Origin of the sequence: Mesoplasma tabanidae, assembly GCF_002804025.1 — a bacterium.
Classification (GTDB): domain Bacteria; phylum Bacillota_I; class Bacilli_A; order Mycoplasmatales; family Mycoplasmataceae; genus Mesoplasma; species Mesoplasma tabanidae.
This window is the reverse complement of the sequence record NZ_CP024969.1, coordinates 452,689-469,506: the sequence shown is the minus strand read 5'-3', so window position 1 is coordinate 469,506 and position 16,818 is coordinate 452,689. Positions and strand designations below refer to the sequence as shown.

Here is a 16,818-nt window from a genome sequence, read left to right as displayed (position 1 = left end):
GATTAAACCAATTGAAGATTTGAGTAATGAAGATATAATGTTTTCTATCAATAATAAGATGTTAGGACAAGTAAATACAGTATTGATTGGAATCAACTTTATTAATGAAACAGGAAGTATCACATTGATTACTGGTAAAGCTAAAGATGAGCCTATAAAAGAAGGAACAATGTTAGCTTTAACTAATGGAGCTGTTATGGCTTTTGCAAAAGCAGCTGCTTATGATCTTAAGAAAAATATAAGAATAAATTCTATAAGTCCTTCAATTTTTGATGAGTCACTTAATCTATATGGAGATTATTTTAAAGGTATCAAAGCAATTCCTGTTGCAAAAGCAGCAGATGCATTTATTAATGTTATTGAAAGCGATATAAATGGTCAAGAAATAAAAGTTTATTAATAAATTTAAAAAGAATATTAAGTAAATCACTTAATTATAAATTAAAATTGGAAGTGCAACACTTCTAACCGAATGTCTCATAAAATTCCTGAGCTGATTTATAGTTCAGAATTTTACGAGGCATTTTATTTATTTCATTTAATATTTCTATTATATTATCATCTTTTAAATTTGTAAAATTAGTTTTCTTAGGTAAATATCTTCTAATCAAACCATTAAAATTTTCATTAGTTCCTTTTTCACAAGAAGCGTAGGTATTACATGTATAAAGTGGTACGTTTAATTCTTGTGTGACTTCATGTAAAAGATTAAATTCCATACCATTATCTTTAGTAATAGATTTAATATTTAAATTTTCTTTTCCAATTAATTCTTTTAATTTTTCATTTGTATGTTTCATAGTTTTATTTTCTAATTTAATTGCAAAACCTTTTCTGGTAACTCTTTCAACTAGTGTCATTATGGCTTTTGAACTATTGCCAGAACTAACAATTAAATCAATTTCAAAATGACCAATGTCTTTTCTTTGATTAATATTTTTAGGTCTATAAGTAATTGGAATGGAATTCATTTTTGATATTTCTCATAGATAATGCTTATATTTACTAGACTTTTTTCATCAAAACCTAGGTCTCAATAAATCTTTTGATTTAATTTTTATTTGCTTATTCTTAATTCAATTGTAAACAGTTTGGGTTGTTGGTGTTTTAATCCCAAGTTCTTTGGCTTTAAAAACACAAACATCAATGCTAAAACTTTTTGGATTAAAATTAACATAAAGAAATCTCAAGAATTCATTATATTTACTTATTTTATTTTGATGAGATAAGGTATTATTAATATCTCTAGTAAATTGTGAATCCTTGGCTTTATAAATCATAGCTGCTTTATTTCTTTTAATTTCTCTGTAAATAGTTGATCTATTTCTATTTAGTTCTTTAGCTATGAAAAAAACTGATTTATTTTGAACATTTAATAGATATTCAATTAAAGTTCTTTCTTTTAAAGATATTTGTTTATAATTATTCATGGTAACTCCTTTGGGCTTTGATCGGTCAGAAGTTGCTTTTTTGTATCAAAAAAACTGCAATTCCTATGAGATTATTTTCTCATAAGTGTTGCAGTTCCAATTTTAATTCGTAATTAAGTAAATCACTTAATATTCTTTTGTAATTTAAAGATTAATTATAAATCCATTATAAATATAAATAAAAGATTCAATGAAATTTGCTTGTAAGTAAGCTAAGTACATTATATTTAGAAATTGTTTTTCTGTAACTTCAGTTCTTTTTAATAAATTTGATGTATATTTAACAATTGTATTAATAATAACTCTAGAATCAAATAAAACATCATCGTATATAACTTCATTTTCAAAAATACCTTTAATAACATCTTTAATTATTTCATTTCCACCAAAGTTAGATAAAACTTCTCTTTTAAATTTATTTCACTTTTCAATTAAAACTTTATTTGCAAAACTAATGGCTTCTTTTTTATTAAATTTAGTTAAATCATTATCAACTTTTTCAGCATAAAATGAAGCTATTGTGCTTATTGATGTTGCATATCCATTAAGTTGCATATAATTAATAATTGACTTGTCAAATTTTTTAAAAGCATGTCTTTCACTAACTATTGTTTTTAATTTAGGCGTATAAAAGTTTAAATAGTTATTTACGCCCTTTATAAAATCATTAAAAGAAACTTCATTTAGATTATCAAATGTTATGTAATCATTTGGCTGCAATCCAAATTTTGAAATAAAAGTTTTGCATTTTTGTATTTTCTTATTTATTGGTTTATCTCATCACGAATTTAGTTCTTCTATGTGATCTAATTCACTTTGATTTAGTTCTTTTAATTTAAAAATTTGAATCATTATAACTCCTCTATTTTTTATTCTTTTTTATATTATAAGGTATAATTAAATATAATTATACTTTAAAAGGAGAAAGAAGATGAATAAGGAAATCGAAGTTGATTTTTTAGAACCAGGTTTAGCAATTGTTATTTCAAGTTTAGAAAATGTTGAAGCTGAGTTAAAAAACAAAAAGGAATTAACAAATCTTTTGGATAATCTAAATGAAGTTGAAGAGTTAGAAAACTTAACTAAAATGTTAAATGAACTTAAAGACATAGAAAAAGATTTAATAATAGAGATTAAATCTTTAAACCATAAAGAAGAATTTGAAATAATTTCAGATTTGCAAATAGCTATATCTATGAGCAAATTTTTAGCACCTAATGAATTTTTATTTAAATTTACAGATTCAATAGAAGCTAAAACTCAGGCAAAAGAAATAATTGTAAATCAAGAAAATATTTTAGAAATATTTAAAGAAGTAATAATAAAAAAAGTTAATGAAATTTATAATGAATCACTTTCTGAATTTAAAAATGTTTATGATAATGAAAGTGAATTTTTCAAAGTTTTAAAAATAGCAATTGAAGAATCTAATCTAAATGATTTAAGAGAAGCAAGTAAATTAATGATAAATTTACTTAAAATTGATAGAGCTATAAACGAAGAAAAAAAATATGAATTTTTAGAAATATTAAATAAAGCAGAATCATTAATTAATTTAATTGATATTTGATCACAATATGAAATGGATTTTGAAGAAGAATAAAATGGACTCAAAATTTATAATTGCAATTTGCATAATAATTTTATATGCAATAATACTTTTAATTGTTGGAATTCTGTCATATATTTATTCAGTTAAACACAAACCTTTTAAAGTAATTAATGATGAATATCTAAAAGAAATTGCTGAATACAAAAAAGTGGAAGACGAAATACTTAAAAAAATAAAACCTATTAAAACAAAATTTGAACTTTCAGAAAATGAAAGCATTTATTTTGTTGATGAATTAGAAGTTTCTTTTAATGAAATTGTAAATAAAAATAATAAGAAAAAAGAGTTTGATGACGAGTATGATCAGTACATTAAAAAACTTAAAAAAAATTATTCTCTTTTTAAAATAAAAGAAAAACAAAGTGATTTAGAAAAAACACTAATTTATGTAAGTAATAAAAGAATTGTTTTAGATAATGGCGCAGAATTTAAAATTATAAAATTTAATAATGTTATATTAGTTGAAAATTATATTTGAAATTTTAATGGTAAATATTTAAAAACTATTTACTTAAAAACGAAAAACGAAGAAATGTATTTTGTGTCTAATGACTTAAAACTAAAATCTATCATTTCAAAATTCAGATTGGAGAATGAGTAAAATGAGAATAATTATATTTCCATTAATAATAAGTTTATTTTTAATGGCGTATTCATTCTATATTGCTGTAAAAGATTGAAAATACTTCAAACAGATTCAAGAGTTGATTAAACAAGATAGTAAATATTTTCAAAATTTAAAATTATTATATATATGTTTTGGTTATTTGATATCATTAATAATATTTAGTTTTGTATTTGTTGTTATCACAATTGCTTGTTTAGTATATATGACAAATGTAATTTTATTAGTACAATCAATCATCTGTGTCATGTACATGATAATGCTAATTGCTTGGATAACTTTAATTCAAAATAAAATTAAATCAATATATGTAGTTGCTAAGAACAAAAAAATAGTTATATGAGATAAAGTTTTTGATATTGAAGAAATAGAAATAATTAAAAATGATATTAAACGTAAAAAAATAATTTTTAAAATTAAAGAAAATAAAGAATATGACATAATAAAAGTTTCATATCATTGAGAATTAAAGGACTTTTTAATTGAATTAAAAATGAAAACAGAATTTATTTAGGAGGTAAAATGTTTAAACAAAGTGTATTTATTAAATCTGCAGCAAATAAGTCTGGTTGAATCGAAGATAACATTCCAGAAGTTTGTTTTGTAGGAAGAAGTAATGTTGGTAAATCAAGTTTTATTAATACTTTAGCAAATAATAAAAAATTAGCTAAAGTAGCTAACACACCAGGTAAAACAAGATTATTAAATTTCTTCGATATTAACAATAGTAGTTTTAGACTTGTGGATGCACCTGGATATGGTTATGCTAAAATTTCTAATTCAATGAAAGTTGAGTTTGGTATTATGATGGAGGATTATTTAATAACAAGAGAAAATCTTAAACTTGTCTGTATGTTAGTAGATCTAAGACACAAACCAACAAATGATGATATTCAAATGTATGACTTTTTAAAAGCTAATGATATTCCAGTATTAATGATTGGAACAAAGTTAGATAAATTAAAAAGAAATGAAATTGCAAAAAATGAAAAATTAATAAAAGAAACTTTAGAGTTTGATCAAAATGATGTGTTTGTTAAAGTTTCAAATTTAGATAAAATAAATATTAAAGAGAGCTATGATGCTTTAATTAGATTATTAGAGGTAGAAAATGGATAGTTGAGAGAGTAGTCAGATAAAAGAAATTGAAAATAAGTTAGATAGTGATATAAAAACAGGTTTAACAGAAGAAGAAGCAAAAAAAAGACTTATAGAGAATGGTAAAAATGAATTACCAACTGCAAAGGTTACTCCTTGATGAGTTACATTCTTGCATGCGTTTCTTGAACCATTACAATTAATATTAATGTTTGCTGCTGTTATATCAGTTGTAGCACCATTAATTTCATCTCCTGGTGAAAAATTAGGTTTTCATGAATTTATAGATTTTGTTGTTATTATGCTTATTGTTATTGTTGATGCTGTTTTAGAAACAATTCAAACAGTTAAAGCTAGAAAGAGTGTTGACGCACTTAAGTCACTTTCTAAGCCAAAGGCTGTAGTTTTAAGAGAACATAATCAAAAAGAAATAGATGCATCTGATCTTGTAGTTGGTGATATTGTAATTCTTGAAGCTGGTAAATATGTTCCTGCTGAATTAAGAATTGTTCAATCAGCTGATTTCATGATCGATGAAGCAATTTTAACTGGTGAATCAGTTCCTGTTGAAAAAACACATAAAGCAATAAAAGAGACAACTATATTAGCAGAAAAAACTAATATAGCATTCATGTCAACATTTACTACAGCTGGTAGAGCTGTAGGTATTGTTATTGGAACTGGTTTAAACACAGAAATAGGGAAAATTTCAGAAGCTATTGATAAAAACGAAGAGTCTGAAACTCCGCTTGAGAAAAAAATTAGTAAATTTGGATATGTGATTAGTTGTGTAGCAGGTTTAATAGGAATTTTTGTTTTTTTATTATTATCTTTAGTTGGTGGATTTGAAGCATGAGCTAGTTATTTAATGGTTGCAATTACTTTAGCAATTGGTGTTATACCAGAATCATTGGCAGCTGTAATTTCTATTACATTGAGTTTTTCAACAAAAAGAATGGCAAATAATAATGTTATTGTTAAAAAATTAGCAAGTGTTGAAACTTTAGGTTCAGTTAATGTTATTTGTACAGATAAAACTGGTACATTAACTCAAAATAAAATGACAGTCAAAAAAGTTATTGATAATAATAGAATTATGGATTCAGATGAATATCTTGAATTAGATAAAAGTATTCAAAAAGAATTATTACTTAAAGCTTTAGTTTTACCAAATGATAGTATTACTGAGGGAAATGAAAGAATTGGAGATCCAACAGAATTAGCGTTAGTAGATTTTGCTGAGTTAATGGGAATTGATGAACTAGTTTACCGTAAGAAATTCGAAAGAATTGATGAAATACCTTTTGATAGTGAAAGAAAGTTAATGAGTACTTTAAATACTGTTGATAAAAAAACTATAGCATTTACAAAAGGTGCTATAGACCAATTATTAAGTATTTGTGATCATATAATGATTGAAAATAAAGTTATTAAATTAACTGAATCTCATAAACATGAAATTATGCGTGCAAGTATTAATTTAAGTGATGATGCATTAAGAGTTTTAGCTTTTGCTTATAAAGAAGTTAAAAATAATAAACTTGAAGAAAAGGGTCTTACTTTTATTGGAGCAGTTGCAATGATTGACCCAGTTAGAAAAGAAGCTGTTCAAGCAATTGAAGAGGCTCATGCTGCTGGAGTTGAAGTTTGTATGATTACAGGTGATCATGCGATTACTGCTTTAGCTATTGCTAGAGATTTAGGATTAGCTTATGATGAAAAGCAAGTTATTTCATCAGATAAACTTGATACTATGTCTGATGCAGAATTAGAAGAAGTTATTGATAACATAAGAGTATTTGCTCGTGTTAACCCAGAACATAAGGTTAAGATTGTTGCTACATTACAGAAAAAGGGATATATTGTCTCAATGACTGGTGATGGAGTAAATGATGCACCAAGTTTAAGTAAAGCTGATATTGGGGTTGCTATGGGTATTACAGGTACTGATGTGGCAAAACAAGCGAGTGATGTTATTTTAACTGACGATAACTTTGCAACTATTATGACTGGAGTTAATGAAGGAAGAAACGTTTATCAAAAAATTAAGCGAGCAATTACTTTATTAATGGGATTCAACTTAGCTAACGTTTTATCTATTTTAATAATTTCATTAATTTTTAAAATATCACCATTAGAAGCAACAAATATTTTATACATTAACTTAATAGTAGAATCATGTTTAGCTATTGCTATTGGAATGGGTCCATTAGATGACACTTTAATGAAACTTAAACCACAAGTTGGAAAAAATGGATTATTAAAAGGAATAATACTTCCTATCATTAAAATTGGAGTACTATCAGCATTATGTTCAGTTGCTTCATTCTTTATTGGAATGATGGCAACAGACATTAAAACTTGAAACAATGTATTTAACTCAGGCGAATATATTGGAAAAATAAGTTTAGATTCAACAAACTGATTAGATCAAATACATGCAATTATGAATAGTAGTTTATCAGCTATTGAAAGAAATAAACTTTTAGATGAATATATTGTTTTTGGAAGAACTGCAATGTTTATAACAATTGTTATGTCACCATTGTTTTTTGCTCATTTAATAAAAATATCAAATTGAAAAGCATCTAAAAAAATTAAATTACAAGTTTCAAAACCTTTAATTTATGCGTCATTAATTGCTTTAGTTTTATCAGTTGGAGTTATAACAATTCCAGGTTTAAATGAAAGTGTTTTAGGATTAGTGGGATATTCAAAAGAAACAGCAAAATGAACAAGTGATAATATTTGAATTATGTTTGTAGCATTTGCAATTTCAATAGTTCCATTTTTATTGATTTTATTAATTGATGCAATTGTATTTTACTCATATCATTTATCAGTTGGTAATTGACAAAAAAATCAAATGCTAATTGCTGAAATGATTAATCAAGATGTAAAAGAACAAAATAAAAAACATAAAAAGTAATGAGTTCATCTCATTATTTTTTGTTTATAATAAATTAAAATACAGAAAGCTAAACAATGAAGAAATTAGAAACTAAAACTATTTACTGAGGATTTCCTGTTTGTCTATTACCAATATTGGATTTAATACCTAATTCAACATCAAAAGCTTATGAAAATATTAAATTAAATAAAAAATTAATATTAAATGTTGTTCCATCACAAATGTGAAATAAAATTGAAAAAATAGCAAACTTCTCTGCATCAAAAACAAATGTAATAAAAGGAAAAGAGCTTGTTATAGATAAAATAGCTAAAACTAATTTAAAGTTGGTAAAAAGCGATTTTAAAATTGATTATATCGAAAATACGACATTATATATTGAAGCATTTTATGAAGGCGAACTATTAAAAAATGGAATCGCTAATATATGTTTAAGTGTAAAAAATATTTATATAAATGAATCAATGATCAACGAAGAAGGTTTTGTTGACGAAGATAAATTTGATGTATTGATTTATCAATTTAGAAAATACAAAAAAATTAATAATACTGAATTAGGAAAATCATTTAGATATATACCTTGTAAATAATAAAAAATCATTAAAAAGTGAAACTTCTACTTAAAATTGGAAGTTTCACTTTTTGTTAAAGAGTAAATATTATAAAATTAATATATTGAAATGGAGATAATAGAAATGAAAAAAGAATTAGAAGCTAAATATAGTTATGAAATAGTTGAAAAAAATAGATACGAATGATGAATTCAAAATGAGTATTTCAAAGCTAATCCAGATTCTAAAAAACCAAAATTTTCAATTGTTTTACCTCCACCAAACGTAACAGGTAAGCTGCACATTGGGCATGCATGAGATGGAAGTTTGCAAGATGCCATTATTAGATTTAAAAAATTAAATGGATTTGATGTACTTTATTTACCAGGGATGGATCATGCTGGTATCAGTACTCAAGTTAAAGTAGAAGCAAAACTTAGAGAACAAGGTATTAGTCGTTTTGAATTAGGAAGAGAAAAATTCTTAGAACAAGCTTGAAAATGAAAACATGAATATGCCGCAATCATTAGACAACAATGATCTAAATTAGGTCTTGCATTTGATTACAGTATGGAAAAATTTACATTGGATGATGATATTAATAAAATAGTTACAGAAATATTTGTTGATTTTTACAATAAAGGATTAATATACAAAGGTAAAAGAATAGTTAACTGAGACCCAATGCAAAAAACTGCAATTTCAAATGTTGAAGTTATTTATAAAGAAGTTGAAGGGTTTATGTATCACTTTAAATACATGATTCAAGGAACTAATGAATTTTTAAATGTTGCAACAACAAGACCAGAAACAATGTTTGCTGATCAATGTTTAGTTGTTAACCCTAAAGACGAAAGATATACATCATTTATTGGGAAAAATGCGATTAATCCAGTTAATAAGCAAGCAATTCCAATTATTGCTGATGATTATGTAGAATTAGATTTTGGTACTGGAGTTATGAAATGTACTCCAGCACATGATTTAAATGATTTTGAAATTGCTGTTCGTCATAATTTAGAAAAACCAATATGTATGAATGAAGACGGAACAATAAATGAAATGGGTGGACAAGAATACCAAGGTTTAGACCGTTTTGAAGCAAGAAATAAAATTATTGAAAATTTAACAAAAGAAAAAACTTTTATTAAAGCAGAACCTATGATTCATCAAGTTGGATTTAGTGAAAGAAGTAATGCAATAGTAGAACCTTATTTAAGTGATCAATGATTTGTTAAAATGGATAGTTTTGCTGACATGATTTTAAAGCTTCAAGAAAGCAATGATAAGATTAGGTTTTTCCCTGAACGTTTTGATCAAGTATTAAAAAAATGAATGGAAAACATTCATGATTGAACTATATCAAGACAATTATGATGAGGTCACAGAATTCCAGCTTGATATAACAAAGAAGATAAAACAAAAATTTATGTGGGTATGGAAGCGCCTAAAGATGCAGAAAATTGAATTCAAGATGAAGACGTGCTTGATACATGATTTTCATCTGGTTTATGACCTTTTGCCACATTAATGCGTGGAGAAGGATTTGAATCTAAATATTTTAAAGAATATTTACCAAATGGTGTTTTAGTAACCGGTCATGATATTATTTTCTCTTGAGTTTCAAGAATGATATTTCAAACAATTGAATATACTGGGCAAATACCTTTTAACGATGTATTAATACATGGTTTAGTAAGAGATGAACATGGAACAAAAATGAGTAAATCATTAGGTAATGGGATTGATCCAATGGATGTAATTGCTAACAATGGTTCTGATTCATTAAGATTTTCATTATTAACTAATTCAACACCTGGACAAGATATCAGATATAGTGATTCTAAAGTTAAAGCTGGTTGAAATTTCATTAATAAATTATGAAATGCATCAAGATATGTTTTAATGAATTTGGAAGAAGACTTTAAACCTTGAGAAGAACAAGCAATCTTAAATTCAAATTCTCTAAACGAAACTGATAAATGAGTTTTAACAGAATTTAGCAAAGTTTCAAAACAAGTTAATTACTTAATAGATAAATATGAATTTGCAATTGCTGGTAAAATGCTTTATGACTTTGTGTGAAATACATACTGTAGTTGATATATTGAATTTGCAAAAGTTAATTTAAATAATCCAAAAACAAAAGAAGCTACTCAACAAACAATTGTTTATTTATTAAAAAATATATTGATTATGTTGCATCCATACTTGCCATTTGTAACTGAACATATTTATAAATCATTAGACATGAAAAACTCTATTTTAGAAGAAAGTTGATTTGATAAAGAATTTATATTTGAAACAGATTACATTAATGTTGTTATTGAATTAATTAATTCAATAAGAGAATTTAGAGCAGCAAATAATATTAAGAATAATGTGGTTTTAAATTGAAATGCAACTAATGGTAATTTAGAAATAATAACTAAATATAATTTAGAAATAAATAACTTTTTAAATGAGTTTCTTAATGCAAATTTATCAATCAATGAATCTTTGATTAGCGAAACAACAAGTTTGTCTGTACTTGACTTCTTTATTGAAATTCCTAACGATGATTTCATTGATAAAGAAAAAATGTTAGAAGAATTAGCAACTAAGAAAAAAGAACTTGAAAATGAAATAAATAGATCTGAAAGAATGTTAAGTAATGAAAATTTCATATCAAAAGCAGCTCCTTCAAAAATAGAAGAAGAAAAAGAAAAATATGAATTATACAAACAACAATTAGAACTAATTCAAGATAAACTAAATAAAATGTAAAAAAACGGTAAAAACACCGTTTTTTTGTTATTTCTAAATAATAAAAAATATGTAAATAAAGTATAATTTAATAAAAGAGGTTAATATGAGAAGAGTTTCAATAGAATTAATAAATAAAATAAATAATTACATCTTAAAGCAAAAATTTTCAGCTGATGCAACTTTAGCAATCTTAACTAAAGAAATTTCAAATTATGATAAGCAAATTCAAGAACATATTAAAAAGTACACACTTTATTTAATATGATTGGATGATAATAAAAAAGATTCAACTAATGCATGAGAAAAATATGTTGCAAGACTTGAAGTTTTAGAAGCTAAGAATAATGTTAAAGTAGTTAATGAAAAACAAACAGAAAAATTAATTAAAGACTTACAAGATCCTTTTAGCAAAATTAATCAAAATAAACAAAAACGTAGCAGATTAAATTCTTTATCTAATAACCTATGAAAAAGACAAGAAGAAGAAAAACCAAAACAAATAGCATTTGAAGAGGTTTTATCAGATGAAGGTGAAATTTTAATTACAAATATTGTTAGTGAAACAATCGATAATGAACTTACAGAAGAAACTATTGAAGAAGTTACAGAAGATAACACATCAAAAACTTTTGAAAGTGAATCTGATGATGCTTCAGCGTTAATTGATTCAATTAATAGAACAATAAGTAATAATTTTGATAAAGCAGAAGAATTAAGCTTTGATGATGAATTAATAGATTTAACATCAACTTTTGAAGAATTAAAAACAAGTGGATCAGCTCATGATGGTGAAAAAACAATTAGTGAAATCATTTCAGCAACGTTACAAGCAGATAAAACACAAATTTTATTAGATGACTCAACAGATCCAATTTCTTATGAATCTGATAATGAAGATTTAATTTTTGAAGATTATGATGAATTACCTGAAGATGAAAAAACTTTATCATTATTTGATGACAAAATAGATGATTATTCAACAATCGATATTCTTGGTGAAATAGAGTATTCAGATGAAGAAGAACAATTAAATGTTTTAGATGATTCTTTAAAAACTGAGCATGATGATACATTCTTAAATACAGCTGATTTAAACGAGCAAAATGATGATTCTATTCAAACAGCTGATTATAATGAGTTAAATGGTGAAACATTATCATTTGAAGAACCTAACAAAGAAATTAGATTTAATTCTGAAGAAGATAAAGTTCATTTCTTACATGAAAAAGCATACATTAAAGAAGGTGTTAATAAACCATTTAAAAATGTTGTTTTAGAAGAAGAAACTGAATTAGTTGATTTCACTTTTGATCAAGATGTAATTAAAACAGAAGATTATGAAGAATTAGAAGAAGAAACATTAGCTATATTTGAAGAATCAGAAGATACAAAACATGATGATACATTCTTAAATACAGCTGATTTAAATGAGCAAAATGATGATTCTATTAAAACAGCTGATTATAATGAGTTAAATGGTGAAACATTATCATTTGAAGAACCTAACAAAGAAATTAGATTTAATTCTGAAGAAGATAAAGTTCATTTCTTACATGAAAAAGCATACATTAAAGAAGGTGTTAATAAACCATTTAAAAATGTTGTTTCAGAAGAAGAAACTGAGTTAGTTGATTTCACTTTTGATCAAGATGTAATTAAAACAGAAGATTATGAAGAATTAGAAGAAATGACAACAGCAAGTCTTTTAGGAACTGAAGAAGATAGTCTAAATAGCTTTGAATTTGATACAGATAACAGTATCTCAATAATTGATGAAGACGAGTTTGATTCTTATGATGAAATAGAAGAATTAAGTATTAAAACTGTTAATAATGAAGAAGTTCCTCATTTATCTGAGTCAAAAATTCTATATGGTGACATTGATGAAAATTTTGATCATGAAATTGAAAAAGAATTAACACAAATTGAAGAAACAATTAGCAATCTTGAAAGCTATACTGAAAAAGTTAATGGCGACCTTGATGAATTAATCTTTAGTGAAGAAGAAAGAACTCTATTTCAATTTGAACCAGAAGATTTAGATGTTGATGATACAATGTTTGAAAACGTTACACTATCATCTGGAATTGATCAAGAAACTAGCACAATGGATGCTTTAAAATTCTTAGACGATGTTGAAGATAAATATGAAAGTTTATTAACTCTTGATTTAGATGATGATAATGAAGTAAGTTCAACAATGGATGCTTTAAAATTCTTAGACGATGTTGAAGATAAATATGAAAGTATACTAAATCAGTCATTAAAAGATGAAACATTAGAAGAAAGTGAAACTGATTCAACAATGGATGCTTTAAAATTCTTAGATGATGTTGAAGGAAAATATTCAGATTTATTTGAATCAATGGATGATGATGAATTAGGTACAATTGATAACTTAAATTGACATTCTGATGATGAAGTTGATCAAATAGATATAATCAGACTTGATCATATAGCTAAAGTTGGAGAAATTATAGATTACAACAATACACAATATGTTGTTGTTGGTATGAGCGAAAAAACAAACGACTTAGGTGAAACAATTGAAACAGTATTAGTTAGTGAAAATGGAGATATCGATAACTCTATTGAATTAATAATTGAAATAAAATAAAAAACAATATTTTTTAAATCTTATTACAAGAGAAATGGATTTTTACATTTCACTTGTTTTTTTTTTTTTTTTGCAATAATTAAAATAATAGAAATGACGAGGAAAAAATGAAAGTATTATTAGGTTTTTTATGTGCTTTAAGTTTAACAACAAACGGTGTTATTTTAGCTGTTTCTTGTAGTAGTGAAAATGTAACAAATAAGAAAATTGATTTGCCAGGCTTAATTTTAGAAAAAGATTTAGGTAAATTAGAAAGTGATGATAAACAAATTGTAGAAGATGCTTTATTAAAACAAAATCCTAAATTAAAAATTAATGAAGTAAAATTAACAATTACAGCTATACCTAAAGGTTTAGAAATAAAAAAATACACAGTTACAGTTGAACCAATTGAAAATTCATTGGTCTATTCTGGTAAAGTTGAAGATATCACTTTTTACACAGAAGCTATTTATCTTGACGATTTGTCTAGCGTAATTTTAGAAAAAGATTTAGGTAAATTAGAAAGTGATGATAAACAAATTGTAGAAGATGCTTTATTAAAACAAAATTCTAAATTAAAAATTAATGAAGTAAAATTAACAATTACAGCTATACCTAAAGGTTTAGAAATAAAAAAATACACAGTTACAGTTGAACCAATTGAAAATTCATTGGTCTATTCTGGTAAGGTTGAAGATATCACTTTTTACACAGAAGCTATTTATCTTGACGATTTGTCTAGCGTAATTTTAGAAAAAGATTTAGGTGAATTAGAAAGTGATGATAAACAAATTGTAGAAGATGCTTTATTAAAACAAAATCCTAAATTAAAAATTAATGAAGTAAAATTAACAATTACAGCTATACATAAAGGTTTTGAAATAAAAAAATACACAGTTACAGTTGAACCAATTGAAAATTCATTGGTCTATTCTGGTAAAGTTGAAGATATCACTTTTTACACAGAAAAAAACTATCTTGACGATTTGCCAGGCTTAATTTTAGAAAAAGATTTAGGTAAATTAGAAAGTGATGATAAACAAATTGTAGAAGATGCTTTATTAAAACAAAATCCTAAATTAAAAATTAATGAAGTAAAATTAACAATTACAGCTATACCTAAAGGTTTAGAAATAAAAAAATACACAGTTACAGTTGAACCAATTGAAAATTCATTGGTCTATTCTGGTAAAGTTGAAGATATCACTTTTTACACAGAAAAAAACTATCTTGACGATTTGTCTAGCGTAATTTTAGAAAAAGATTTAGGTGAATTAGAAAGTGATGATAAACAAATTGTAGAAGATGCTTTATTAAAACAAAATCCTAAATTAAAAATTAATGAAGTAAAATTAACAATTACAGCTATACATAAAGGTTTTGAAATAAAAAAATACACAGTTACAGTTGAACCAATTGAAAATTCATTGGTCTATTCTGGTAAAGTTGAAGATATCACTTTTTACACAGAAAAAAACTATCTTGACGATTTGCCAGGCTTAATTTTAGAAAAAGATTTAGGTAAATTAGAAAGTGATGATAAACAAATTGTAGAAGATGCTTTATTAAAACAAAATCCTAAATTAAAAATTAATGAAGTAAAATTAACAATTACAGCTATACCTAAAGGTTTAGAAATAAAAAAATACACAGTTACAGTTGAACCAATTGAAAATTCATTGGTCTATTCTGGTAAAGTTGAAGATATCACTTTTTACACAGAAAAAAACTATATTGATGATTTAACATACTATATAGATATAGATAGTGAAAAAGAAATAAGTATAAAGGGCTCTGCGCCAGATGGAACAAAAATAGTTACTAATATAGGTTATGATAAAAATGGTTTAGCATATAAATTGCCTAACTCCATAGAGCAAGTTCCTAATTCAGTAAGCAAAAATATAACAAGTTTTAAAAATTTATTTAGGTTTACTAAAAATTTTAATCAAGATATATCAAGTTGAGATGTATCTAATATTATTGACATGTCGTATATGTTTGCTTATTCAAGTTTTGACAGTAATATATCGATCTGAAATGTGTCAAAAGTGAAAAATATGGAAGCAATGTTTACTGGAACTAATTTTGACCAAACAGTTATTGATTGAAAAGTTTCAAATGTTACTAATATGTCATATATGTTTGCTTTAAATTATAATTTTGATCAAGACTTGTCAAAATGAGATGTTTCGAAAGTCACTAATACAAAGAAAATGTTTCAAAATTCTATTTTTAATCAAAATATATCAGAATGAAATGTTTCAAATGTAACTGATATGTCTTATATGTTTAATAATTCTAATTTTAATAATGATATATCAAAATGAAATGTATTAAATGTTCGAAATCATCAAGGGTTTGATGAAAATACAAATTGACAAAATGAATATAAACCAAAGTTTAAAGACATGAGTAAACTAAATTAATTAAAAAGTAGCCTGTAGAAAAGAAGGTTACTTTTTTAATTTAAATGCATAATTATTTTTAAATTTTATTAATAACCTCGATAAACTTAATTAAAAAATTTATTGAAGTAGACATTTGTGATATTCTAATAATTTCGTCAACATCATGCATTTCTAAAATGGAATCAAAATTTATTGAGCTTAATAATTTTTCTAGTTGTTCTTTCTTATCATTTAAATTTAATTTTTCAAATTCATTGATAAATACATTTTCTAAATCTAATAAGTTTGAACTTAATTCAATATCTTCTCTTATTTTTTTAAATCTTCTTTCAATATTAAAATCAACTAAAGAATAAAACTCAATTTTATTATTTTCATTTATTTCAACGTCATTACCCATTTTTTCTAGGATTCAGTTTAAAGATATAATTATTTTTTTATAGTTTAAAAGTTTATTTTGAATGAAAATAATGAATTCAAAAACTCTTTTTTTATTTTCTTGTTCTTTTGAATGATTTAATTTAAATGTTTGCTTTTCATCAATTAACATTTTACTTACCTGCTGAGTAAAATCTTCTATAAAAATATTTATTGAAGAAAGAACATTATCTAGTTCGAACAATTCTATTAATTTATTATTATAAATCTCATGCAAATTATTGAAATTATAATCATTACTCTGGTTCAATTCCTCAACTAAATTCATATTTTTAATGCAAGAATTTATATCATCAATTAATTCATTAATTAAAATGTTACTAGTTAATTTACTTAATATCATTAAAAATGCCTCCATTTAGTGTTTATAACCTATAAATAAGATTATACAACAA

At 24.7% G+C, this 16,818-nt stretch carries 13 protein-coding genes; 10 read left to right on the top strand and 3 right to left on the bottom strand.

Annotated features, from left to right (window positions below):
- Window positions 1–19: 19 nt before the first annotated feature.
- The gene (locus MTABA_RS02075) at window positions 20–400 is read left to right on the top strand and encodes a Rossmann-fold NAD(P)-binding domain-containing protein (RefSeq protein ID WP_244166534.1); all 381 of its coding nucleotides are present in this window, start codon (window positions 20–22) and stop codon (window positions 398–400) included.
- Window positions 401–464: 64 nt separating this feature from the next.
- Here the strand turns inward: MTABA_RS02075 and MTABA_RS02070 are convergent, their stop codons facing one another.
- Window positions 465–1,430 (bottom strand): IS30 family transposase, encoded by a 966-nt coding sequence (locus MTABA_RS02070; protein ID WP_100679542.1) that lies wholly within the window; start codon window positions 1,428–1,430, stop codon window positions 465–467.
- A gap of 144 nt (window positions 1,431–1,574) precedes the next feature.
- A complete protein-coding gene (locus tag MTABA_RS02065; protein WP_100679541.1) occupies window positions 1,575–2,282 on the bottom strand; it encodes a hypothetical protein in 708 nt (235 codons plus the stop codon).
- A gap of 79 nt (window positions 2,283–2,361) precedes the next feature.
- Between MTABA_RS02065 and MTABA_RS02060 the strand changes: the two genes are divergently transcribed.
- The 9 genes from MTABA_RS02060 to MTABA_RS02020 all read left to right on the top strand — a co-directional run bounded on the left by MTABA_RS02060 (window position 2,362) and on the right by MTABA_RS02020 (window position 16,003).
- The gene (locus MTABA_RS02060) at window positions 2,362–3,033 is read left to right on the top strand and encodes a hypothetical protein (protein WP_100679540.1); all 672 of its coding nucleotides are present in this window, start codon (window positions 2,362–2,364) and stop codon (window positions 3,031–3,033) included.
- A 1-nt stretch (window position 3,034) separates the two neighbouring features.
- The gene (locus tag MTABA_RS02055; RefSeq protein WP_167373325.1) at window positions 3,035–3,643 is read left to right on the top strand and encodes a hypothetical protein; all 609 of its coding nucleotides are present in this window, start codon (window positions 3,035–3,037) and stop codon (window positions 3,641–3,643) included.
- Window positions 3,636–4,181 (top strand): hypothetical protein, encoded by a 546-nt coding sequence (locus tag MTABA_RS02050; protein ID WP_167373324.1) that lies wholly within the window; start codon window positions 3,636–3,638, stop codon window positions 4,179–4,181. Before MTABA_RS02055 ends, MTABA_RS02050 begins: the two co-directional genes overlap by 8 nt.
- A gap of 8 nt (window positions 4,182–4,189) precedes the next feature.
- Window positions 4,190–4,786, top strand: coding sequence for a ribosome biogenesis GTP-binding protein YihA/YsxC (gene yihA / locus MTABA_RS02045; RefSeq protein ID WP_100679852.1), 597 nt, complete (start codon window positions 4,190–4,192; stop codon window positions 4,784–4,786).
- The gene (locus MTABA_RS02040; protein ID WP_100679537.1) at window positions 4,779–7,694 is read left to right on the top strand and encodes a cation-translocating P-type ATPase; all 2,916 of its coding nucleotides are present in this window, start codon (window positions 4,779–4,781) and stop codon (window positions 7,692–7,694) included. Before yihA ends, MTABA_RS02040 begins: the two co-directional genes overlap by 8 nt.
- Window positions 7,695–7,750: 56 nt before the next feature.
- Window positions 7,751–8,266 (top strand): hypothetical protein, encoded by a 516-nt coding sequence (locus MTABA_RS02035; RefSeq protein ID WP_100679536.1) that lies wholly within the window; start codon window positions 7,751–7,753, stop codon window positions 8,264–8,266.
- A 105-nt stretch (window positions 8,267–8,371) separates the two neighbouring features.
- Entirely contained in the window at window positions 8,372–10,993 is a 2,622-nt protein-coding gene (locus MTABA_RS02030; RefSeq protein ID WP_100679535.1) for a valine--tRNA ligase, read from the top strand.
- Window positions 10,994–11,078: 85 nt separating this feature from the next.
- A complete protein-coding gene (locus tag MTABA_RS02025) occupies window positions 11,079–13,592 on the top strand; it encodes a hypothetical protein (protein WP_100679534.1) in 2,514 nt (837 codons plus the stop codon).
- A 107-nt stretch (window positions 13,593–13,699) separates the two neighbouring features.
- Window positions 13,700–16,003: a BspA family leucine-rich repeat surface protein gene (locus MTABA_RS02020; protein WP_100679533.1), complete on the top strand. Its 2,304-nt coding sequence runs from the start codon at window positions 13,700–13,702 to the stop codon at window positions 16,001–16,003.
- 58 nt (window positions 16,004–16,061) lie between these two features.
- Here the strand turns inward: MTABA_RS02020 and MTABA_RS02015 are convergent, their stop codons facing one another.
- The gene (locus MTABA_RS02015) at window positions 16,062–16,766 is read right to left on the bottom strand and encodes a hypothetical protein (RefSeq protein WP_100679532.1); all 705 of its coding nucleotides are present in this window, start codon (window positions 16,764–16,766) and stop codon (window positions 16,062–16,064) included.
- Window positions 16,767–16,818 lie beyond the last annotated feature (52 nt).